The organism is Rhizobium sp. SG570 (assembly GCF_012275345.1).
GTDB classification, from domain to species: domain Bacteria; phylum Pseudomonadota; class Alphaproteobacteria; order Rhizobiales; family Rhizobiaceae; genus Rhizobium; species Rhizobium lusitanum.
The window spans coordinates 258,131-277,965 of the sequence record NZ_JAAZQI010000001.1 but is presented as its reverse complement, the minus strand read 5'-3'; the positions used below and the strand labels follow the sequence as shown (position 1 = coordinate 277,965).

Genomic DNA, 19,835 nt, shown 5'->3' with positions numbered 1-19,835 from the left:
CACATCTGAGCTCGAAAGCCGATATCCGAGCCTGAAGGGCCTTAAAACGTCTCGTTGATGATCAGCGCAACTGTCCAGACGGCGAAGGCGATGATGGCGATCTTCCAGAAATCGACCCGGCGCCTGAGGCCCGGCAGTCCCAGTGGCTTGATGACCTGCACCGCCATGGCGAGCAGCAGCAGCACCGCGATGACTTTTGTCACGCTATTTTTCCCCGTTTGCGCAAGAGTGAGCATAACCGCGACCAAAAACCGCTGCGCAGTTTTCTTGATCATGCTCTAACGTCATAGGACGGACATCTTTCCGCGCCAACAGACTGTTTCTACACGCCGATAGCGGCAATCCGGGACACAATCAATAGCGAAGACGGACAGGAGGGTATTCCTGTCTTATCGGTTCCTTAAACGGATCCGCATGAAGGTGGGGAGCATGAAAAGAAACATTTTGCCCGTATTGGCCCTACTGTTCGGCACGCTCTTCCTGTTTACGGGAAACGGCCTGCATAGCCTGCTGCTGCCGGTACGCGGCACGGCCGAAGGCTACGCGACCACGACGCTCGGCCTGCTCGGGACGACCTGGGCCACCGGTTTCGTGCTGGGCTGCCTGACCGCGCCGAAGGTGGTCCGGCGCATCGGTCATGTCCGCGCCTTTTCGGGCTTCATCTCCGTCATCGCCATCATCGCGCTTCTGACCGGCATCGTCGTCGATGCGACCTGGTGGGTGGCACTGCGCGCCGTCACCGGCTTCTGCACCGCCGGCACCTCGATGATCATCGAAAGCTGGCTCAACGAGCGGGCGACCAACGAGAGCCGCGGCGCGATCTTTTCGCTCTATATCGGCATCACGCTGATCGGCGCGGTCGCCGGCCAGATGATGGTGCCCTTCGCCGACATCCATACGCCCATTCTCTTCATGATGTGCGGCATCTGCTATTGCATCGCCATGCTGCCGACCACGCTGTCGACCGCCGCCTCGCCGCAGCCGCTGAAAGCCGTCAGCCTCGACCTGAAGGCGCTCTACCGCAATTCGCCGGTGGCCTCGCTCGGCATCCTGCTTGTTGGTATCGCCAACGGTGCCTACGGCACGCTCGGCGCCGTATTCGGCGCCAATGCCGGCCTTTCGGATCGTGACATCGCGATTATGATGAGTTCGACTATCTTTGCCGGCGCCGTGATGCAGTTTCCGGCCGGACGTCTTTCCGACCGCATCGACCGCCGCTACGTGCTGGCGGGCATGGCCGCCATCGCGGCCCTCGACGGCCTGCTGCTCTTCCTGCTGAAACCGAGCAGCCCCTACTTCCTCATCGGCATGGTGGTGGTCTACGGCGCGGTCGCCAACACGCTCTATCCGATCACCGTCGCCCACGCCAACGACTTCGCCGCGCCGGAGGACTTCGTCAAGGTTTCCGGCGGCCTGTTGCTGCTCTATGGCATCGGCACCATCATCGGCCCGACGATCGGCGGACCCGTCATGTCCTCCGTTGGCCCCTACTCCCTCTTCTTCCTGACAGCCGTCGCCCACCTGCTCATAACAGCCTATTCCATCTTCCGCAGTCGCCGCCGCGCCGCCAGACCCGCGGGCGATCGCGACGCCTACACGACGATGCCATCCGCCAACGCCCAGATGATCACGCCGGAGAGCATGTCACTCGCGCGAAGCGAGACTTCAAAAAAGGACGATATAACTGTAAATTACGGCACCTGATCCCTTTGCGGGAAAAGGAGGAGCCAAAATGAGCATTTTCGACGATGACCGTCCGCAGAAACCGTCAGTCCACGAGATCGGCAGCGATCTGTCGCTGCTGTCTGTCGACGAGCTGAAAAATCGCATAGCACTCCTGCAGAGCGAAATCGCCCGGCTGGAGGAGGAAATTGCCACCAAGGCATCCGGCCGCAAGGCGGCGGAGAATCTCTTTCGTTTCTGAAGCCCTGGCAGCGCAAAATCGAGGCGGCAAGATTTTGATCGCGATATGCTCAACAAAATATTAAGCTTTACGACTTATTACTATGATCATCCAGATTCGCTCTGGACTCAGACAGTTTCTCCACTTGGCGAATTGGTCTGATTTTTCTCCCTGTTTTACCTTGAGAGCCGCTTTTGCGGCTCTTCTTTTTTGCCATGTATCGGCCTCTTCGACGAAACTGTGGAGATTAACCCTTTCTTAAGAATCGCCTTGCGAATTTCAGTTAAAACCACCATCTTGAAGTCATAAAAGCAGATGCGGAAAGCTCTTAGGGACTTTACCGGCTTTTCCTGAACAAAAGTGTTGCGTGAAGCAGGGATTTATTCGATGTCGGAACTTGGGTTGAACACGATCAGCTTTGCTGGCCATGCCGCATCTTCGGCACAGTTCAGGGCGCTGTATGCCGAGGGCATGTCGCTGGTCGAGGAAACCGCCGGCTATCTGGACGGTCAGGGCCGGGCCGCCTCCAAGGTTCTGCCGCGCATGGCCTCCGTGCTCTATGCCGCAGAATCCATGCGGCTGACCACCCGCCTCATGCAGATGGCCTCCTGGCTGCTGCTGCAGCGCGCCGTCAACAATGGCGAAATGTCACGAGATCAGGTGCTGGCCGAGAAGAACAAGGTTCGCCTCGACGGCTTCAACGTGGACCGCACCGCACCCGGCTGGAGCGACCTGCCGGAATCCTTCCGCGACCTCGTGGAGCGCTCCCTTCGCCTGCAGAACCGCGTCGCCCTGCTCGACCGCGAGATCTACCGCCCGACCGAAGCCCCGATCGTTCCGGACAACCAGAATAGCGTCAAGGCACAGCTTACCCTGCTGCAGACCGCTTTCGGAAACAATTGAACCGATCGAGATATCGGTGACGGATTTGAACCGGTCGCGCCATGCGCGGCCGGTTTTGTTTTCGCGTCATAGCGAAATGATCGCGCCGCACCAGTCGGCCACTGCAGAACAACAAAAAAGCCCGGTAAAACCGGGCTCTTTCAAAACAACAAATCGCGAAGCGATTAGATGCCAAGACCGCCGAAGCGCTTGTTGAACTTCGAAACGCGGCCGGCGCGGTCAACCATCTGCTGGTTGCCACCCGTCCAGGCCGGATGGGACTTGCTGTCGATTTCGAGATTCATGACAGCGCCTTCAGAACCCCAGGTCGAGCGGGTTTCATATTCGGTGCCGTCGGTCATGACCACTTTGATCGTGTGGTAGTCGGGATGGATGTTTGCCTTCATAACAATCTTCCTGTCATGGCAGGGTCCATTTGTCGCAAGGCATTGCGGCAACCGAACCGATTGAATAAATGAAGCCGCAGTCCGGTTAGGCCACGGCTTCCAATTAAGATGGCGTGCCTATACATGAAGGCTGCAGGGATAACAAGGGGCGAAAACGTCAAGTCCCTTGCTGATACGGGGATTGGAGACGACTTGTCGGAAATTGGCCAGGCAGACGAAAAAACCAACAGGTCTATCCGACCCCTTGGACGACTGGCGCCCTATCTCAGGCGATATCGGGGCATGGTGGCCGGAGCGCTCGTCGCTCTTGTCGTTGCCGCCGTTACGTCGCTCGCTCTGCCGATCGCCGTGCGGCGCGTGATCGATCACGGCTTCGATCAGATCGACCGCGGCCTCATCGACAGCTATTTCATCGCGATCATGGCCATGGCCCTGTTGCTCGCCGCGGCGAGCGCCCTGCGCTACTATTTCGTCATTTCGATCGGCGAGCGCATCGTCTCCGACATGCGCCGCGAAGTCTTCGATCACGTGACGCGGCTGTCGCCCTCCTTCTTCGACGTCAACCAGTCGGGCGAGATCGTCTCGCGGCTGACGGCCGATACGACGCAGATCAAGTCGGCCGTCGGCTCGACGGCCTCGGCGGCGCTGCGCAACCTCATCCTCTGTCTCGGCGCCATGGTGATGATGATCTTCACCAGCCCGAAGCTTTCGAGCATCGTGCTGATCGCGATCCCCCTCATCGTGCTGCCGCTTGTCAGTTTCGGCCGTTCCGTGCGCAAACGCTCGCGCGCTGCGCAGGATAGGCTGGCCAATGCATCGGCCTATGCCAACGAAACCATCGCCGCCGGCCGCACCATACAGGCCTATAACGGCGAAGAGGCAGCCTCCCGGCGCTACGGCGCGGCGGTCGAGGACGCCTATCAGGCGGCGCGTGCGGCGATCAAATCCCGCTCGCTGCTGACAGGTTTTGCCATCGCCATGGTCTTCGGCAGCATCGTTGCCGTTCTCCGGGTCGGCGCGCAGAACGTGCTCGATGGCACGATGTCGGCGGGAACGCTCGGCCAGTTCCTGCTCTATTCCGTGATTGCCGGCTCCTCGCTCGGTTCGCTGTCGGAAGTCTGGGGCGAGCTGTCGCAGGCGGCAGGTGCTGCCGACCGCCTTGGCGAGCTTCTTGCCGAAGTTTCGCCGATCGCCGCACCGGCCGATCCCCAGCCTCTGCCGCAACCGCCACAGGGCCGGGTGGAGTTCTCGGACGTTCACTTCTCCTATCCGTCAAGGCCGAATAGATCGGCGCTGCACGGACTGTCCTTCTCGATCACATCAGGCGAAACCGTGGCGATCGTCGGCGCATCAGGGGCCGGCAAGAGCACCATCTTCTCGCTGCTGCTGCGCTTTTACGATCCACAGCAGGGCAGCGTCGCCGTCGACGGCGTGGATATCGGCCGCGTTCCGCCGGAGGCATTGCGCGAACGTATCGCCATCGTCCCCCAGGACACGACGATCTTCGCCAGCTCGATCCACGACAATATCGCCTTCGGACGCCCTGGCGCCTCTCGCGACGAAGTGCACGCCGCCGCCATCGCCGCTCAGGCGGACGAATTCATTTCACGCCTGGAGCAGGGTTACGATACGCAGGTGGGCGAGCGCGGCGTCACGCTTTCCGGCGGCCAGCGCCAGCGCATCGCCATTGCCCGCGCCATCCTGAAGAATGCACCGGTTCTCTTGCTCGATGAAGCGACCTCCGCGCTCGATGCCGAGAGCGAAACGCTGGTGCAGAAGGCGCTGGAAGGCCTCATGGAAACGCGCACCACCCTCGTCATCGCCCATCGCCTGGCAACCGTCCTGAAGGCCGATCGCATTCTCGTGCTGGATCAGGGCCGCATCGTCGAGGAGGGCACGCATCAGAGCCTGATCCGCCACGGCGGCATCTATGCGAAGCTCGCACGCCTGCAATTCGATGCCGGGATCGAGGAGCGCATGCTCGTCGCGAAATAGCGCGAACCGGGTTAAGTCACCCCGCATACAACCTTATGGAAATAACTTTCAAGTTGAGCTAGATTTTCAACGTTATCCCGCGCTGACGCGATTCTAGGAGACGAGAACCATGTATAAATTTGAAGTCTACAAGGACAAGGCCGGCGAGTTTCGCTTCCGCTTCAAAGCCTCGAACGGCGAAACCATGTTCGGGTCCGAAGGCTACAAGGCGAAGGCTTCAGCCCTGCATGCCATCGAATCGATCAAGGCACATGTCGGCGGCGCCGTCATCGACGACCAGACCACCGCTACCGCCTAAGACTTCGCGTCAAGCGCTTGCTATAAAGACCGGCCGGTCGCCGTTTGGCGTGCCGGCCGTTTTTTTGTTCGACAATAAATTTCGAGAACCCCTTCACGCCTGTCGAATTCGCCGCTGCTCGCGGCTCATTGTATCGAAGCGGCAGAAAGTCGCTTCGCCGGCAGCGCCGCATATTCTACAATTGAATTTTCAGATGCAGCGTCTGCCCGGCACCATCAACAGAGCAAATGGGAGTTGTCTCATGCAATACGCTTTGATCATCCGTGAATCGGCCGAGGACTTTAAGCGCCGCGAGGATCCGGCCTACAAGAACGGCTGGATTGCCTACACTCAGGCACTTGTCCAGGCCGGCATCATGACCGGCGGCGCAGGGTTGACCGCGCCGGAAACAGCGACGGTCGTCCGCCGCCGCGGCGAAGACCACGATGTGCAGGACGGCCCCTTCCCCGAGGGCAAGGAGCAGCTCGGCGGCTTCTACCTGATCGACGTGCCGGATCTCGATGCCGCGCTGGAATGGGCCGTGCGGGTTCCGGTCTCCCAGCAGGGCTCGGTCGAAGTACGGCCGCGCTTGCAGATGTAATCGTCATGACCTCAGAGGCCCGACGCGCTGCCGAACAGGCGGCGCGTCAATCCTACGGCAAGCTGATTGCTTTTCTCGCCGCGCGCTTCCGCGATGTGCCGGCGGCGGAAGATGCCTTGTCCGACGCGATCACGGCAGCGCTGGCTACCTGGCCGGAACGCGGCATCCCCGACAATCCCGAAGCATGGCTGCTGGTTTCAGCGAAGCGTAACCTGCTTCGCCGGATCAGGCACGAGAACGTCAAGACCGCCGCCCGTGAGAGGATCATGATGGCCTTCGACGAGGCGGAGGAGCGCATGAATGCCGACAATCCGATATTTCCGGATGAGCGATTGAAGCTCCTCTTCGTCTGCACCCATCCGGCTCTGGATCGATCCGCTCATACGCCGCTGATGCTGCAAACCGTGCTTGCCATCGATGCCGCAACCATCGCCAAGGCCTTCCTCGTCTCGCCGCAGGCCATGAGCCAACGACTGGTGCGGGCGAAGATCAAGATCCGCGACGCCAATATCCCTTTTGTCGTTCCGGACCGATCCCTGTTGCCAGATCGATTGGAAAGCGTGCTCTCGGCGATCTATGCCGCCTACGGGCTCGGCTGGGACGGGGTTGACGGCGAGACCGGCAAGCAGGGCAATCTCGCCGATGAAGCCATCTGGCTCGGCCGTACGCTGCTGGCGACCCTGCCGGAGGAGCCGGAAGCAGCAGGCCTCTTGTCGCTGATGCTCTACAGCGAATCCCGCCGCGGGGCCCGCCGCGATGTGAATGGGCAGTATGTTCCTCTCGACCAACAGAATACCGCCCTCTGGGATGCCGAAATGATCGTCGAGGCCGACAAGCTGCTGCGACTGGCCGGCACATTCGACCGTCTCGGTCCATTCCAGTGCCAGGCCGCGATTCAATCCGTACACGCCGACCGACGACGCTCCGGCGTGACCGACTGGACGGTACTTGCCAAGCTCTATGACGCGCTTGTGCTCATGAAGCCGACAGCCGGCGCTCGGGTCAGCCACGCAGCAGTGACAGGCAGAGTACAAGGTCCGGCTGCCGGACTGGCTCTGCTGAACCGGATAGCCGAGCGCGACATCGTCAACTATCAGCCTTACTGGGCCGTGCGTGCGCATCTGCTGACCGAGACCGGGGAAACGGCAAGCGCCTCCAGCGCATATCGCACTGCGATCGGCCTGAGCGACAGCGAAGCCGTGCGGCAGTTTCTCCAGACACGCCTCGATGCCGTCGTGCCACCGGGGCGCTGACGGCTACTTCTCCGTCAGCTTCAACTCGATGCGCCGGTTGGTAGCGCGGGCGTCCGGCGTGTCGCCGGGAGCGATCGGCTGGAATTCGCCGAAGCCGGCCGCGACGAGCCTGTCGGCGGGGACGCCCTGTGCGATCAGGAACTTGACGACGGCGATGGCGCGCGCGGATGACAGCGCCCAGTTATCCGCATAGCGGCCGCTGCCCGAGAGCGGCACGTTGTCGGTATGGCCGTCGACACGCAGCACCCAATTGATCTCCGGCGGGATTTCCTTCGCCAAGTCAATAAGCGCGGCCGCAAGCTTGGCCATCTCCACCTGCCCGGCCGGATTGAGATCCGCCGCACCCGACGGGAACAACACTTCGGACTGGAACACGAAGCGGTCGCCGACGATGCGGATGTTGTCGCGGTCGGAAAGGATTTCACGCAACCGGCCGAAGAAATCGGAGCGATAGCGGTTCAGCTCCTGCACGCGCTGCGCCAGCGCCACGTTCAATCGCCGCCCGAGATCGGCAATCTTGACCTGCGACGACTGATCCTTGGACTCGGACGCCTGAAGCGCCGCCTCCACCGCGGCGATCTGGCTGCGGAGAGCGGCAATCTGCTGATTGAGGAGATCGACCTGGCTCAGCGCCCTGACGCTTGCCTGCTTCTGCTCGTCGAGCTGCTGCGTGAGCGTGCCGACACGCGTCTCGGCCGCCTGACTATTGCCGGAACCGGCGGCGAGCAAGGCCTGCAGGCGCGAGCGCTCACTCTCCGCTGACGAAAGGGATGCCTGCAGGTTGGCGACCGAATCCTCGAGGTCCTGCTTGCCGTTCTTTTCCAACGCCAGTTGCTCGACCAGATCGTTAATACGACTGTTCAGGCGATTGAGCACCTCGTCGCGACCCGATATTTCGCGGCTCAGAATGAATTGGCCGACGACGAAGACCGTCAGCAGGAACATGATGGCCATCAGCAGCGTCGACAGCGCGTCGACGAATCCAGGCCAATAATCGACCGATCTCTGATGGCGTCGGTTGCGGGCGAGCGCCATGGTCTACTTGCTCCCGGTCTTCTCGACGTGGCCGATACGATCGGCAAGGCGATCGAGCGTCCGGCGCATCGATTTCGCCTCTTCCTGCTGCGCCTCGATCCAGTCGCGCAGCATCTGCTGCTCGTTGCGCATGTTCTTGACCAGGCCCTGAATGCCCTCGGCGAGGTTCGCCATCGCCGTTACCGAACGCTGGCCACCGCCCTCTTCGGCGATCTTGCGCAGATAATCCGACAGCGCCCGCACATCCTCCGAAGAGGCCCCGGCTGCACCTTCGATAACAGGCGCCATATCGGAACCGACATCGGTGACGGAAGAAAGCCAATTTTCAAGTTCGGTATAAAAGCGGTTTTGCGCGCGGCCGGCCTGGAGGTCGAGAAAGCCGAGGATCAGCGATCCGGAAAGGCCGAGCAGCGAAGACGAGAAGGCCGTGCCCATGCCCACCAGCGGGCCGGACAGGCCGGTCTTCAACGCACCAAGAATATCGCCGCTGTTGCCCGAACCGACGTCGAGACTCTGGATAACATCGTTGATCGAGCCGATCGTGCCGATCAGACCCCAGAATGTGCCGAGCAGGCCGAGAAAGACAAGCAGGCCGATGAGATAACGCGAGGTATCACGCGATTCGTCGAGGCGCGTCGCAATGGAGTCGAGAATGGAGCGCAAGGTCGCGGTCGACAGCTGCATCGCGCGGCGATTGCCGAGCAGCGCCCGCATCGGTGCCAGAAGTCGAGGGCTGCGACCGACCTTGTCTGCGGCATTGCCGACGGCGCGGAAATGATTGAACCAGCGAACCTCTGGTCTCAGCATCAACACATGATTGAAGACAAGCAGGATGCCGACCGCCAGAACACCCAGAATGAGGCCGTTGAGGCCGGGATTATGCAGGAAGGCGACCTGGGCCTGCCGAAACAGGATGGCGACGATAAAACCGACGATGATCAGGAAAAGAATCATCGTCCAGAAGAAGGCCATGGGGCTTGAGAGCTTGTAGGCGTAGCCGCCCGACACGTTGTCGGTCGATCCAAGATCCGCCAGTTTCACATTTTCCATCACACGCTCCGCCGCATTTTCCGCAGGCGGAGACTAGAGCAACATTGTGCCGAATTGAAGAGACGGAAAGCACAAAACAGCCCGTTGGCAACAGACTGTTTCACCGCATGAAAGATGAAGAAAGACGAACTTACTTCGTCGGGATCGGCCGCTTGACGACTTCGGCGAGCGCCTTCTGGATGTGCTCGTTGCCGCAGATGATCGAGCTCGTGCCGAGCATATCGGTGCCGCCATCGAAATCGGAGACGAAACCGCCGGCTTCACGGATCAGCAGAATGCCGGCAGCCATGTCCCAGGCAGACAAGCCAACTTCCCAGAAACCGTCGAAGCGGCCGGCCGCCACATAGGCGAGATCGAGCGCTGCCGAGCCGATGCGACGGATGCCGGCGACTTCACCCATGACATGGCGCAACTCGACGAGGAACTTGCCGTGATTGCCGCGACCGAGATGCGGAACGCCGCAGCCGATGACGCAATCAGACAGCACGCGGCGCGAGGCGACACGCAAGCGGCGATCGTTGAGGAAAGCGCCACCGCCGCGCTCTGCGGTGTAGAGCTCGTCCGTCGCCGGATTGAAGATGACGCCGGCCACGATCTCTCCGTTACGCTCAAGGGCGATCGATACCGAGAACATCGGAATGCCATGCAGAAAGTTGGTGGTGCCATCGAGCGGATCGACTATCCAGCGATGCGCGCCGTCGGTGCCCTTGATCTCCTCGTCTTCTTCGCCGAGGAAACCGTAGGTCGGTCGCGCCTTCATCAGCTCATCGCGGATGATCTTCTGCGCCTTGAGATCGGCCTGACTGACGAAATCGCCCGGTCCCTTCACCGAAACCTGCAGGTTCTGCACTTCGCCGAAATCGCGGCTGAGTGACTTGCCTGCCTTGAGGGCAGCCTGAACCATGACATTGAGAAGAGCAGAACGGGCCATCGGATTTCCTTGGATAATGCAGAAGGTGCTGACCGGACCCGAAAATCAGGCCCCGGCGGAGCGGGAGCGTCAGCGCACATAAAAGATTGGCGGCCTCAAGACCATAAAATCGGGGGAATTTCAAGTGGCGAGGCTATGGCGCATGCAAACAGGCGCCGGGCGCCGCCGAATAAGACCGGATTCGGGCCTTCCACTACCGCGCCCGGCGAAATCTATTGGCGGCGTCGATTGCCGCCTTCTGCTGAAAATCCTCGATGCCCTGGTAGAAATCCTCAAGCTCCGGATCCTTCAGGCCGGCGCGGCGGGAAATCACATACCAGGTCGCCGCGGCCACCGGATCCTGCTTCGTACCGATGGCATTGATATAGAGATGAGCCAGCTTGTTCTGCGCGACGACATTGCCGCGATAGGCAGCAACGCGCATCCAGTTGAAACCGTTTTCGAGATCCTGCTTGCCGCCCGTACCGTTGATCAGCCAGATGCCCATATCGAGCTGGGCGGTATCGAAGCCGGCATTGGCCGCGCGCGAAAGCCACTCCCGGGCCTGCCCCTTCTTTTCCGGCGGCAGGTCGGGCATATTGAGATAGAGCTGCGAAACTGCGTATTGCGCGTCGGCGATGCCCTGCTCGGCGGACTTCTCATAATAGGGAAGCGCCAGTTGCAGGCCCTTGATTCCGGGGTTTTCGGCCGTCAAAGTCTGCGCCCAGTTGAATTCGGCGGAGGCCTGCCCCGCCTCGGCCGCCTTCTTCATCCACTCATCCGCCTTCTTCTGGTCGCGCGGCACATCGCGCCCTTCCATCAGGATCAGTGCGTATTTGAACATCGATGTCTCATCGCCGCCCGCGGCAGCCTTGCTGTACCAGAAGGCGGCGTCCTTCGCATCGCGCTTGACGCCCAGTCCCTGCGACATCAGTTCGGCAATCAGGGTCTGCGCGGCGGGATCGCCCAACTGCGCTCGCGGCAGGGCCTTCTGGAATGCGGTCAGATAGTAGCCGCGCTGGAACGCGCCGTAGGCATCGTCGACCTTGCCCTTGAAAGGCTTCTCCGGCGGCAGATCGGGCAGATTTGCGCCCATGCGGTCGAACACGCCGACACCCTCGGACGGCTTGACATCACCATTGGCCTTTGGCTCGGCACCCGGCTGGATCTTCTCGGTCTTGAACGTACCGGCTCCGGCGTCCATGGGCCGCGTCACGATGCTGTCGTTTCGTTGCGGAGCGGCATCGTCCGGTACAGCCGAACCATCATCGGACTGTCCGTTGTCATCGACTCGCGCACCCTTGTCTGCCGGCGCCGTGACGCCGGGCAAAGAGGTATCCCCGGTTCCCGATTGCGCTGCAGCCAGCAATGGAAATGCCGCGAGCCCTACGGCGAGCGCGGCAAGAAAGACTTGATGGCGGAATCGAGGCTCAAACGACATGAATCGCTATCAATCCTCAAACCGTGGCGCTTTTTCGTCGAGCAGCGCATTCACTTCAGCGACGATTGAGGGGGCAGCAGCGGGATCGGCAAAAACCGCTTCGCGCAGCGCCACGAATTCGGCGCCGGTCAAAGCCACCTCAAGCGCCGATTTCGCATCGGTGCCCCCCATGACGATGCACGGAATCTCGATCATCGACGCCCACCATTCGCCGAGCGCGAGATTTTTCGGATGCGCCTCCGGCTTGATGTCGCCATCGAGCTTGCCGAAGAAGATATAGTCGGGGCGCAGTTCGCCGACCTCCAGCGCGTGGTGCCTGTCCGCCGCATTGCCGGCGCCGACGATGAGCTTCGGCACGAATTTCTCCACGGCATCCGTAAGCTCCGCGACGTTGCCTGTGATATGCAGCCCGTCCGCCTTGACCCGGCCGGCCACGCGGCTATCGCCGGCGATCAGCGCCGCGCCACCCGCCGCCTGCACGATCGGCACCAGCTTTTCCGCATGTTTCTGGAAAACGCCGTCATCCAGCCCGTATTGAGGGATGACCACCGACGCCACGTCGCCGCCCCTGAGTGCATCGGCCACAACCTTTGCCTGCTCTTCGATATCGGCAATATCGGGAACGATGAGAACGAGGCGGCAGCGATCTTCGGGCGCGGTCATGCGAGCTTCCATGGTTTCGGGTTTCATCGTCAGTGATAACGCACCCGGTTCGATAGTCGTGAGTAAATCCGTTAGCCCGGTCTGACAAGGGGCCGCGGTCGAAACTGGCGGCCTGCGGAAGATGCCATGCGTAATTAGCCGCTTGCGACAGCCGCTTTCTCGCACGACACACACATTCTATCATGCAACGCACAATTGACTTGCCGCCCCTTGGTGTTTGACGTAGCTTTTCGGCATGTCGACCATGGACCCCTTCGCTGCCATCGCGGATCCGAACCGGCGCTATCTGCTGGAGGAGTTGCGTCGCGCACCCAAAACGGTCAACGAGCTGGCGCAGGGCCTGCCGATCAGCCGCCCGGCGGTTTCCCAACATCTCAAGGCGCTTCTCGACAGCAATCTCGTTTCCGTGACCAATGAGGGCACGAAACGCATATACGCCGTCAATAGCCGCGGCTTTGACAAGCTCAATCTATGGCTGGATCAATTCTGGGCCTGAAAGCTGACCCCGGCGACTTTGCGATCGACCGGAAAATTGCGCCAACCCTACACCTGACGCTATGACGTTGGCGCATCCGCTTTTTGCCGGTAGTGTTCATCGACCTTGGCCGGGCAATCGCTTCGGGATCTTACGATCCCCCTGTCTTACCCACCAAGATCGATGCTTTTAATCCTTGGAGTTTTGCGTCAGTGAACTGACGAACGCAGACGTTGGATTTCGTCCTTAACACGCAGCTTCCTGCGTTTGATATCGGCTATTTCGGTATCATTGATAGAGGGAGATGTTCGTGCCACATGTAGCTCCTCCTCGAGAGCGACATGCTTCTTTTCGAGCGATTCAAGATGAGCTTGAACAGTCATATGACCCTTCCTTCCTCTTTAAGAGCTCTGACCATCCATTCGCCAGAGCTCTAGGTGTCAACCCTATCACTGTGCCATATTATCGAACCCATGTCGAAGGCGAAAACGTGGCTTATGGGCGGCAAATTCGTGATGAAGGATAACTTCCCGTTATCGCTATTTGGTGATAGGAGCTTGCGGAATTCATGAGGCGGAGCGAATGCGATTCCGCGAGGTGCTGGGGAAATAAGCATGCCCGATCAGGAACAGGCAGAAATCAGGCTGGTCGTGGCGCGACTGCGTCAGGAACACGAGGATTTTGATGTCGCCATCAACGCCATGATCCAGACGGGCTGCGACGCCCTTCGTATCCAGCGCATGAAAAAGAAGAAGCTCGTCATCAAGGACAAGCTGACCAAGCTGGAAGACCAGATCATTCCCGACATCATAGCTTGAGGAGCACAAAGCGACGATGATGACCGAAAGACCGCCTGTCGCCATCATCATGGGAAGCCAGTCAGACTGGGAAACCATGAAGAATGCCGCAGACACTCTGGAAGCCTTGGAGATCACCTATGATGCGCGCATCATCTCCGCGCACCGAACGCCGGACAGGCTGGTGAGTTTTGCCAAGGGTGCGAAGGACGAAGGCTTCAAGGTCATCATTGCCGGCGCCGGTGGCGCGGCTCATCTTCCGGGCATGGCCGCTTCGATGACGCCGCTGCCGGTCTTCGGCGTGCCCGTACAATCACGCGCTCTGTCCGGTCAGGACAGCCTCCTTTCCATCGTACAGATGCCGGCCGGCATTCCCGTTGGAACGCTGGCGATCGGCAAGGCCGGCGCGGTCAACGCCGCCTTGCTTGCTGCTGCCGTACTGGCGCTCGGTGACGAAGAGATCGCCGATCGCCTTGATGAATGGCGCGCCCGCCAGAGCGCTGCCGTTGCCGAATATCCGATGGACGACCTATGACCGCAAAGACGATCGGCATCATTGGCGGCGGCCAGCTCGGCCGTATGCTGGCCATGGCGGCAGCACGCCTGAATTTCCGCACTATCATTCTCGAACCGCAGGCAGACTGCCCGGCAGCACAGGTCTCCAACGAACAGATCGTTGCCGCCTACGACGATCCGGCGGCACTCTTGGAACTGGCAAAGCGCTGCGACGTCGTGACCTATGAGTTCGAAAACGTTCCGGTCACCGCCGCAGAGAAGCTTGCGCAGGAGGTCCCAGTCTATCCGCCGCCGAAGGCGTTGGAGATGGCGCAGGACAGGTTGACCGAGAAGCGGTTCATCAATGGCTGTGGCATTCCGACCGCACGCTTCCATGCCGTCGACAGCCAGGCCGATCTCGAAGCGGCACTTGCCGACTTCGGCGGTCAGGGTGTGCTGAAGACCCGCCGCCTCGGTTATGACGGCAAGGGCCAGCGTGTCTATCGCTCCGCCGCCGACAGCGCCGAAGGCGGCTATTCGGCGCTCGGCAGCGTGCCACTCATTCTCGAAAGCTTCGTCTCCTTCGAGCGCGAGATTTCCATCATCGCCGCGCGCGGCCTCGACGGTGCGGTTGCGTGCTACGACCCGGCCGAAAACGTCCATCGCGACGGCATCCTCCATACCTCCACGCTGCCCGCTCGTATTTCCGACGCGACGGCAGCCGCGGCACGTGAAGCAGCCGAGAAGATTCTGACGGCACTCGGCTATGTCGGCGTTATCGGCATCGAGTTCTTCGCGCTCGCCGACGGCAGCCTGATTGCCAATGAGATGGCGCCGCGCGTGCACAATTCCGGTCACTGGACGGAGGCGGCCTGCGTCATCTCGCAGTTCGAGCAACACATCCGCGCCGTCGCCGGTCTGCCACTCGGCAATGCCAACCGCCATTCCGACTGCGCAATGACGAATCTGATCGGCGACGACATCCTTTCGGTCCCCGATTGGCTGCGCCGTGACGATGTGCTAGTGCATCTCTATGGCAAGACCGAGTCGCGTCCCGGGCGCAAAATGGGCCATGTGACGCAGCTTCACCGCTAACAACGCAGGGAAAAAGCCCTGACGTGGTTGACAGGGCCCAGGCGACAAGGTATTTGCTCCCCACCCTAAAGAGCGCGCCCTGAGCGCGCTTTTGATTGTTAAAAGACACGGGCGAATGTGACATTCCCCCTCGAACATCGCGGATCAGAAAAATGAAGATCAAGAATTCGCTCAAGTCGCTCAAGGCGCGCCACCGTGACAACCGTCTCGTTCGCCGCAAGGGCCGCATGTACATCATCAACAAGCTGAACCCGCGCTTCAAGGCTCGTCAGGGCTGATAAAGCGCGCGGCCTGATCCCTATGGATCCGGCGCTCAGTTTTAGTTGATCGCATCAAATTTGTTTTGATCTTCGACATTGGCGGGCTACTATGCCCGCCATGCGCGTTTTTGCTTTGTCATATCTAGCCCTGCCTATCCTCCTTGTCCTGAGTGCTGCCGCGCCACATGTGGCGATGGCTGACGATTCGAGTATCGTCGAAAGGAAGGATCCCGGTGATTCCTCAGGCAGCCTCTCGCCGAAACAGCGGCTCGACAATCTCTTCACGGCGTTGAAGCGCCAGCGCGATCCCGATCAGGCAAGCCTTATTGCAGATCAGATCAATACGGAGTTGAGCGATTCCGGCAGCGCGACAATCAATCTCCTGATGCAATGGGCCGACAAGGCCATTCAGGAAAAGCGCAATGCTGCGGCGATGGACTTCCTCGATCAGGTGATCGCGCTGAAGCCCGACTATGTCGAAGGTTGGAATCGCCGCGCGACGCTCAACTACGCCATCGGCGACTATCGCAAGTCGATGGAGGACATCAACCAGGTTCTGCGGATAGAGCCGCGCCATTTCGGCGCGCTGGCTGGGATGGCGGCCATCCTGAGCGAACGTGGCAATGACGAGCTGACCCTGAAGGCCTGGGAACGCTTCCTTGAGATATATCCAGCCAATCGATCCGCGCAGGAACAGGCCGGCAAGCTATCGGAAAAGATTGCCGGCAGCCGGACTTGAGGCGTAGGATGCGGCTGTACCCGTCGCCCGGATGACGCTCAAAAGAGGATGAAAAGCCGCGGGTTTGCGCTAGATTAGTGGCTTTCGATATTTGATGCGTGCCGCAATGATCGATTCTCTGTTTGCCACCGTTGCTGTGTTTCTTGTCTTGGGCGCCGGCTTCTCCGCCTACAAGACGCGTGCCATCGAGCGAGCCTATCCCAATATCGGCGAGCTTACGGATGTTGGCGGCTACCGCTTGAATGCCCTGCACGTGCCGCGCCCGGCCACATCGGATCTGCCGCCGCTGGTTTTCATCCATGGCGCCAGCGGAAACTTGCGCGACCAGTTCGAAGCTTTTGCCGCACCACTCAAGGGCCGTGCGGAAATGCTGTTCGTCGACCGGCCCGGCCATGGCTATTCCGAGCGTGGGACTGCGGAAAACGCCCTGCCCTCCGGTCAGGCCGATGCCATCGCAAGGCTCATGGACAAACGCGGCATCAAGAGCGCCATCATCATCGGCCATTCCTTCGGCGGCGCGATCGCCGCCGCTTTCGCCATGCGACACCCGGAGAAGACCGAGGGCCTGCTCTTCCTGGCGCCCGCGACTCATCCATGGCCAGGCGGCGTCGACTGGTACTATACCCTCGCCGCCATGCCCTTCTTAGGTTGGCTCTTCACGCACATGTTCGTCATCCCGATTGGCCTGCGCCGTGTCGAGAACGGCACGCTCAGCGTCTTCCACCCGAATGAGCGGCCGGCCGACTACATAGCGAAGACCGCGCCGGAACTGGTGCTGCGCCCGCAAACCTTCCGCAACAACGCGGCCGACGTCGTCAATCTCTTCGGCTATGTCTCCGCCCACGCATCGCGTTATCGCGAGATCAAGGCGCCCACGATCATCATCACCGGTGATAGCGACGATATCGTCCTGGAGAAGCTGCATTCGCGCGGCCTGGCGCGCGATATCCCCGGCTCCGAGCTCATCACCATCCGCAATCTCGGCCATAAACCCGATTACGTGACGACGGATGTCGCGATCGCCGCCATGGAGCGGCTGGCAGGTCAGCCGCGCGACCTGCAGAGATTGGCGGCGCAGGCGGAAATCCGCATCGCCCGCCTCAAGAGCGAACCTACCCCACCGTCTCAGGCCGTGACGACATCGTAACCGGCGCATCCGCGAAGGTTCGACCCTGCGGCGTGGCTTCAACCGTTTGCCGCACCGCCTGCAGGATGATCGACGCCAATCGATCCGTCGCCGGGCTTGCCTCCGCCTCGGCACGATGCAGCACGAGATCGAGCTTGGGCAGCAGAGGCAAACCGGCCTCGCCTGGGGACAGTTGCCTCACCTTGTCGGGCAGGCCGAGTGGCGTGCGTATCGTCAGGCCGAGGCCTGCCGCCGTTGCCGCCCAAAGCCCTCCGAGGCTCGGGCTGACAAAGGAAATCCGCCAGCCGATGCCGGCACGGTCAAGCATTTTCGTGGCGATGGATCGCAAGAGACAGGGCGCCTCGAGCGATGCGAGGGGCAGAGGTTCGCCGCTGCCCGTGTGCCAATGCGCGGCACCATGCACCGGACCGACCCAGCACATTGGCACTTCGGCAATGCGATCCGAATGCGCGGTGCGAAAGCCGTCACTCCATGCAAGCGCCAGATCGAGCTTGCCGGATGTCACCCGTTCGACGAGTTCCGCATTGCGCACTACCCGCGCCTCGATGCGCACCTTCGGATGGGCGCGCGCAAAGCGGCCAAGCACATCAGGCAGCAGGGTTTCGCCGAAATCCTCCTGCAGGCCGAGCCGCACCCAGCCCTCCAGTTCAGCGCCGTGGATCGCCGTCGCGGCCTCGTCGTTCAGGTCCAGCAACCGTCGTGCATAGGCAAGCATGGTCTCGCCGGCCTCGGTCAGCGCCAGCCCGCGCCCGGCCTTGCGAAAGATCGGCGTGCCAGCCTGCTCCTCCAGTTTCTTGAGCTGGGCGCTGATCGCCGACGTCGAGCGGCCAAGGCGGTCTGCCGCCTTGGCGAAGCTGCCTAGCTCCATGCCAGTGACGAAGCTGCGCAGGACGTCGAGGTCGAAGATGATCTTCCGCATGGCTAATCGTCCATATTTTTGGGATCATAAGTCCTAAATTATCTGATTTTAAGGATGATTATCTAATGGCATTCTGTGCTCGTCAAGTGACACAGAAACAGGAGCATCCATCCCATGCCTTTCACCCGCATCACCCTCCTCCGCGGCAAGTCGCCCGAATATCTGAAGGCCCTGTCCGATAATTTTCACCGCGCCATGGTCGAAACCTTCGACGTACCGCCCGCGGATCGCTTCCAGGCAATCCATCAGCTGGAGCCACACGAGCTGGTCTTCGACCGGACCTATCTCGTCAACGGCCAGCGCTCGGCCGATTACATCTTTTTCGATATAACCATCGGCAAGCCGCGCAGCACGGAGGTCAAGAAGGCTTTCTATCGCCGGCTCGTCGAACTTCTCAGCGACGCACCAGGTGTTCGCCCCGAGGACGTCATGATTGCCGTGACATCCACGACGCGCGAGGATCTGTCCTTTGCTGATGGCATCGCGCAGATGATCGAGCAGGTTTGACAACGATGGACCAGACGACGCCTAGCCAATCGCCCGCAATCCATCGCGCCGGCACGGTCGTCCAACGCTCGCCGGATGGCATTGCCAGCGCCCCCTTCTGGGTGGAAATGCTGGTCGAAAACAGCGAGGACGGCGGCCTGACCGCGATGCGCTGCACGATCGAACCCGACGTCATGACCCGCTGGCATACGCACCCGCACGGACAGATTCTTTACGTTCTGTCCGGCGTCGGGATCGCCGAACGCCATGGCGGTCCCGCTGACGAACTGCGCGCCGGCGATTGCATCACCTTCGCGCCGAACGAACGCCATCGGCACGGTGCGGCACCGGAAAGCACCTTCGCCTATATCAGCATCCAGGCGGCGCAGGATGGTAGTGCCGTGACCTGGCTGGAGGAATGACGATGATCGCCATGCAATACAACTTCTCCCTGCCCGCGGATTACGACATGGCGATCATCGACCGCCGTATCCGCGACAAAGGCCCCTTGCTCGACAACCTGCCGGGCCTGAAATTCAAGGCCTATCTCACCGCCAGGAGAGGCGATGCGGTAACGGCGAGCCGGGAAAATCTCTATGCGCCCTTCTATGTCTGGCAAGAAGAAGAGGGTCTGAGCGACTTCATCTGCGGCCCGGGCTTCGTGGCCGTGAGCGAGAGTTTCGGCCGGCCGCAGATAAACACCTGGGTCGTCTGGCGCGCCGATACGTCATCGGACATTCGCAGTGCCCGCTTCGCCAAGCGCGAGGTGGTCGCAATCAAACCGCACGTGCCGCTTGCCGAGCTTCGCCAGCAAGAGAGTGATGCGGCCTCTGTGGCGATATCGCTGGGGAACGCCCTCGCCTCGGTCATCGCCTTCGAGCCGACACATTGGACGCTGGTGCGCTTCCGGCTGCTGGCCGAGCCGCCCGCGGAGGCATCGCGACCGGGCGTCCAGGCCTATAATGTCGGCCATCTTTCCCTGCCAAGCGCGAGCTGAAGTGTCAC

At 60.9% G+C, this 19,835-nt stretch carries 26 protein-coding genes; 17 read left to right on the top strand and 9 right to left on the bottom strand.

The genetic code is table 11. The features are described from left to right. Window positions 1-41: 41 nt before the first annotated feature. Window positions 42-203 (bottom strand): hypothetical protein, encoded by a 162-nt coding sequence (locus FHT28_RS01325; RefSeq protein ID WP_092573544.1) that lies wholly within the window; start codon window positions 201-203, stop codon window positions 42-44. 226 nt (window positions 204-429) lie between these two features. Between FHT28_RS01325 and FHT28_RS01320 the strand changes: the two genes are divergently transcribed. From FHT28_RS01320 to FHT28_RS01310, 3 genes are all read left to right on the top strand, one after another. Further along, window positions 430-1,704: an MFS transporter gene (locus FHT28_RS01320; protein WP_037196456.1), complete on the top strand. Its 1,275-nt coding sequence runs from the start codon at window positions 430-432 to the stop codon at window positions 1,702-1,704. Between the two features lie 28 nt (window positions 1,705-1,732). Beyond that, on the top strand, window positions 1,733-1,924 hold the full coding sequence (locus FHT28_RS01315) for a DUF1192 domain-containing protein (RefSeq protein WP_037196455.1): 192 nt from the start codon (window positions 1,733-1,735) through the stop codon (window positions 1,922-1,924). A gap of 366 nt (window positions 1,925-2,290) precedes the next feature. After that, window positions 2,291-2,806 carry a DUF1465 family protein gene (locus tag FHT28_RS01310; protein WP_047638952.1) on the top strand — a complete coding sequence of 172 codons (516 nt, stop codon included), beginning with the start codon at window positions 2,291-2,293 and terminating at the stop codon, window positions 2,804-2,806. Between the two features lie 164 nt (window positions 2,807-2,970). Here the strand turns inward: FHT28_RS01310 and rpmE are convergent, their stop codons facing one another. Continuing rightward, window positions 2,971-3,192 carry a 50S ribosomal protein L31 gene (rpmE, locus tag FHT28_RS01305; RefSeq protein ID WP_037196451.1) on the bottom strand — a complete coding sequence of 74 codons (222 nt, stop codon included), beginning with the start codon at window positions 3,190-3,192 and terminating at the stop codon, window positions 2,971-2,973. A 192-nt stretch (window positions 3,193-3,384) separates the two neighbouring features. On the opposite strand from rpmE, the gene FHT28_RS01300 reads away from it, so the two are divergent. The 4 genes from FHT28_RS01300 to FHT28_RS01285 all read left to right on the top strand — a co-directional run bounded on the left by FHT28_RS01300 (window position 3,385) and on the right by FHT28_RS01285 (window position 7,318). Beyond that, window positions 3,385-5,187, top strand: coding sequence for an ABC transporter transmembrane domain-containing protein (locus FHT28_RS01300; protein ID WP_168595385.1), 1,803 nt, complete (start codon window positions 3,385-3,387; stop codon window positions 5,185-5,187). Window positions 5,188-5,296: 109 nt separating this feature from the next. Next, a complete protein-coding gene (locus FHT28_RS01295; protein WP_015341032.1) occupies window positions 5,297-5,485 on the top strand; it encodes a YegP family protein in 189 nt (62 codons plus the stop codon). A 241-nt stretch (window positions 5,486-5,726) separates the two neighbouring features. Further along, window positions 5,727-6,065 carry a YciI family protein gene (locus FHT28_RS01290; protein ID WP_037196447.1) on the top strand — a complete coding sequence of 113 codons (339 nt, stop codon included), beginning with the start codon at window positions 5,727-5,729 and terminating at the stop codon, window positions 6,063-6,065. A gap of 5 nt (window positions 6,066-6,070) precedes the next feature. Further along, entirely contained in the window at window positions 6,071-7,318 is a 1,248-nt protein-coding gene (locus FHT28_RS01285) for a DUF6596 domain-containing protein (RefSeq protein WP_168595384.1), read from the top strand. Between the two features lie 3 nt (window positions 7,319-7,321). Here the strand turns inward: FHT28_RS01285 and FHT28_RS01280 are convergent, their stop codons facing one another. The 5 genes from FHT28_RS01280 to FHT28_RS01260 form a co-directional block, all read right to left on the bottom strand. After that, window positions 7,322-8,353, bottom strand: coding sequence for a peptidoglycan -binding protein (locus FHT28_RS01280; protein ID WP_037196444.1), 1,032 nt, complete (start codon window positions 8,351-8,353; stop codon window positions 7,322-7,324). Window positions 8,354-8,356: 3 nt separating this feature from the next. After that, complete coding sequence (locus tag FHT28_RS01275; protein WP_037196443.1) at window positions 8,357-9,403, bottom strand: MotA/TolQ/ExbB proton channel family protein; 1,047 nt, start codon at window positions 9,401-9,403, stop codon at window positions 8,357-8,359. Window positions 9,404-9,533: 130 nt separating this feature from the next. Continuing rightward, window positions 9,534-10,334, bottom strand: coding sequence for an inositol monophosphatase family protein (locus FHT28_RS01270; RefSeq protein WP_037196442.1), 801 nt, complete (start codon window positions 10,332-10,334; stop codon window positions 9,534-9,536). Window positions 10,335-10,527: 193 nt separating this feature from the next. Beyond that, window positions 10,528-11,754 (bottom strand): tetratricopeptide repeat protein, encoded by a 1,227-nt coding sequence (locus tag FHT28_RS01265; protein ID WP_037196441.1) that lies wholly within the window; start codon window positions 11,752-11,754, stop codon window positions 10,528-10,530. Window positions 11,755-11,763: 9 nt separating this feature from the next. Next, window positions 11,764-12,417: a thiamine phosphate synthase gene (locus FHT28_RS01260; protein WP_168595383.1), complete on the bottom strand. Its 654-nt coding sequence runs from the start codon at window positions 12,415-12,417 to the stop codon at window positions 11,764-11,766. Between the two features lie 235 nt (window positions 12,418-12,652). On the opposite strand from FHT28_RS01260, the gene FHT28_RS01255 reads away from it, so the two are divergent. Continuing rightward, window positions 12,653-12,913, top strand: coding sequence for a metalloregulator ArsR/SmtB family transcription factor (locus tag FHT28_RS01255; protein ID WP_004117412.1), 261 nt, complete (start codon window positions 12,653-12,655; stop codon window positions 12,911-12,913). Window positions 12,914-13,101: 188 nt separating this feature from the next. Here FHT28_RS01255 and FHT28_RS01250 read toward each other — a convergent pair whose 3' ends face one another. Continuing rightward, window positions 13,102-13,275, bottom strand: coding sequence for a DUF465 domain-containing protein (locus FHT28_RS01250; protein ID WP_034503556.1), 174 nt, complete (start codon window positions 13,273-13,275; stop codon window positions 13,102-13,104). A 231-nt stretch (window positions 13,276-13,506) separates the two neighbouring features. Between FHT28_RS01250 and FHT28_RS01245 the strand changes: the two genes are divergently transcribed. The 6 genes from FHT28_RS01245 to FHT28_RS01220 all read left to right on the top strand — a co-directional run bounded on the left by FHT28_RS01245 (window position 13,507) and on the right by FHT28_RS01220 (window position 17,425). After that, complete coding sequence (locus tag FHT28_RS01245) at window positions 13,507-13,710, top strand: YdcH family protein (RefSeq protein WP_037196437.1); 204 nt, start codon at window positions 13,507-13,509, stop codon at window positions 13,708-13,710. A 19-nt stretch (window positions 13,711-13,729) separates the two neighbouring features. Beyond that, window positions 13,730-14,224, top strand: coding sequence for a 5-(carboxyamino)imidazole ribonucleotide mutase (gene purE, locus FHT28_RS01240; protein ID WP_037196597.1), 495 nt, complete (start codon window positions 13,730-13,732; stop codon window positions 14,222-14,224). Next, a complete protein-coding gene (locus FHT28_RS01235) occupies window positions 14,221-15,279 on the top strand; it encodes a 5-(carboxyamino)imidazole ribonucleotide synthase (protein WP_168595382.1) in 1,059 nt (352 codons plus the stop codon). The genes purE and FHT28_RS01235 overlap by 4 nt, the downstream gene beginning before the upstream one ends. 152 nt (window positions 15,280-15,431) lie before the next feature. Beyond that, entirely contained in the window at window positions 15,432-15,557 is a 126-nt protein-coding gene (ykgO, locus tag FHT28_RS01230) for a type B 50S ribosomal protein L36 (RefSeq protein ID WP_003542835.1), read from the top strand. 91 nt (window positions 15,558-15,648) lie between these two features. Then, window positions 15,649-16,278 (top strand): hypothetical protein, encoded by a 630-nt coding sequence (locus tag FHT28_RS01225; RefSeq protein WP_047638954.1) that lies wholly within the window; start codon window positions 15,649-15,651, stop codon window positions 16,276-16,278. 106 nt (window positions 16,279-16,384) lie between these two features. Next, window positions 16,385-17,425 (top strand): alpha/beta hydrolase, encoded by a 1,041-nt coding sequence (locus FHT28_RS01220; protein WP_052224184.1) that lies wholly within the window; start codon window positions 16,385-16,387, stop codon window positions 17,423-17,425. On the opposite strand, the gene FHT28_RS01215 is transcribed toward FHT28_RS01220, so the two are convergent. Then, the gene (locus tag FHT28_RS01215) at window positions 17,391-18,344 is read right to left on the bottom strand and encodes a LysR substrate-binding domain-containing protein (protein WP_168595381.1); all 954 of its coding nucleotides are present in this window, start codon (window positions 18,342-18,344) and stop codon (window positions 17,391-17,393) included. The genes FHT28_RS01220 and FHT28_RS01215 overlap by 35 nt on opposite strands. A gap of 114 nt (window positions 18,345-18,458) precedes the next feature. On the opposite strand from FHT28_RS01215, the gene FHT28_RS01210 reads away from it, so the two are divergent. From FHT28_RS01210 to FHT28_RS01200, 3 genes are read left to right on the top strand one after another with little or no spacing between them, the layout of a single operon-like run. Next, complete coding sequence (locus tag FHT28_RS01210) at window positions 18,459-18,851, top strand: tautomerase family protein (protein ID WP_168595380.1); 393 nt, start codon at window positions 18,459-18,461, stop codon at window positions 18,849-18,851. Between the two features lie 5 nt (window positions 18,852-18,856). Further along, window positions 18,857-19,252: a cupin domain-containing protein gene (locus tag FHT28_RS01205; RefSeq protein ID WP_168595379.1), complete on the top strand. Its 396-nt coding sequence runs from the start codon at window positions 18,857-18,859 to the stop codon at window positions 19,250-19,252. Between the two features lie 2 nt (window positions 19,253-19,254). Next, the gene (locus FHT28_RS01200; RefSeq protein ID WP_168595378.1) at window positions 19,255-19,827 is read left to right on the top strand and encodes a DUF4865 family protein; all 573 of its coding nucleotides are present in this window, start codon (window positions 19,255-19,257) and stop codon (window positions 19,825-19,827) included. Window positions 19,828-19,835 lie beyond the last annotated feature (8 nt).

Coding starts and splice junctions, on each gene's coding strand:
- FHT28_RS01320 (WP_037196456.1), top strand. CDS start 430: ATGAAAAGAAACATTTTGCCCGTATTGGCCCTACTGTTCGGCACGCTC.
- FHT28_RS01315 (WP_037196455.1), top strand. CDS start 1,733: ATGAGCATTTTCGACGATGACCGTCCGCAGAAACCGTCAGTCCACGAG.
- FHT28_RS01310 (WP_047638952.1), top strand. CDS start 2,291: ATGTCGGAACTTGGGTTGAACACGATCAGCTTTGCTGGCCATGCCGCA.
- rpmE (WP_037196451.1), bottom strand. CDS start 3,192: ATGAAGGCAAACATCCATCCCGACTACCACACGATCAAAGTGGTCATG.
- FHT28_RS01295 (WP_015341032.1), top strand. CDS start 5,297: ATGTATAAATTTGAAGTCTACAAGGACAAGGCCGGCGAGTTTCGCTTC.
- FHT28_RS01290 (WP_037196447.1), top strand. CDS start 5,727: ATGCAATACGCTTTGATCATCCGTGAATCGGCCGAGGACTTTAAGCGC.
- FHT28_RS01285 (WP_168595384.1), top strand. CDS start 6,071: ATGACCTCAGAGGCCCGACGCGCTGCCGAACAGGCGGCGCGTCAATCC.
- FHT28_RS01280 (WP_037196444.1), bottom strand. CDS start 8,353: ATGGCGCTCGCCCGCAACCGACGCCATCAGAGATCGGTCGATTATTGG.
- FHT28_RS01275 (WP_037196443.1), bottom strand. CDS start 9,403: ATGGAAAATGTGAAACTGGCGGATCTTGGATCGACCGACAACGTGTCG.
- FHT28_RS01270 (WP_037196442.1), bottom strand. CDS start 10,334: ATGGCCCGTTCTGCTCTTCTCAATGTCATGGTTCAGGCTGCCCTCAAG.
- FHT28_RS01265 (WP_037196441.1), bottom strand. CDS start 11,754: ATGTCGTTTGAGCCTCGATTCCGCCATCAAGTCTTTCTTGCCGCGCTC.
- FHT28_RS01260 (WP_168595383.1), bottom strand. CDS start 12,417: ATGACCGCGCCCGAAGATCGCTGCCGCCTCGTTCTCATCGTTCCCGAT.
- FHT28_RS01255 (WP_004117412.1), top strand. CDS start 12,653: ATGTCGACCATGGACCCCTTCGCTGCCATCGCGGATCCGAACCGGCGC.
- FHT28_RS01250 (WP_034503556.1), bottom strand. CDS start 13,275: ATGACTGTTCAAGCTCATCTTGAATCGCTCGAAAAGAAGCATGTCGCT.
- FHT28_RS01245 (WP_037196437.1), top strand. CDS start 13,507: ATGCCCGATCAGGAACAGGCAGAAATCAGGCTGGTCGTGGCGCGACTG.
- purE (WP_037196597.1), top strand. CDS start 13,730: ATGACCGAAAGACCGCCTGTCGCCATCATCATGGGAAGCCAGTCAGAC.
- FHT28_RS01235 (WP_168595382.1), top strand. CDS start 14,221: ATGACCGCAAAGACGATCGGCATCATTGGCGGCGGCCAGCTCGGCCGT.
- ykgO (WP_003542835.1), top strand. CDS start 15,432: ATGAAGATCAAGAATTCGCTCAAGTCGCTCAAGGCGCGCCACCGTGAC.
- FHT28_RS01225 (WP_047638954.1), top strand. CDS start 15,649: ATGCCCGCCATGCGCGTTTTTGCTTTGTCATATCTAGCCCTGCCTATC.
- FHT28_RS01220 (WP_052224184.1), top strand. CDS start 16,385: ATGATCGATTCTCTGTTTGCCACCGTTGCTGTGTTTCTTGTCTTGGGC.
- FHT28_RS01215 (WP_168595381.1), bottom strand. CDS start 18,344: ATGCGGAAGATCATCTTCGACCTCGACGTCCTGCGCAGCTTCGTCACT.
- FHT28_RS01210 (WP_168595380.1), top strand. CDS start 18,459: ATGCCTTTCACCCGCATCACCCTCCTCCGCGGCAAGTCGCCCGAATAT.
- FHT28_RS01205 (WP_168595379.1), top strand. CDS start 18,857: ATGGACCAGACGACGCCTAGCCAATCGCCCGCAATCCATCGCGCCGGC.
- FHT28_RS01200 (WP_168595378.1), top strand. CDS start 19,255: ATGATCGCCATGCAATACAACTTCTCCCTGCCCGCGGATTACGACATG.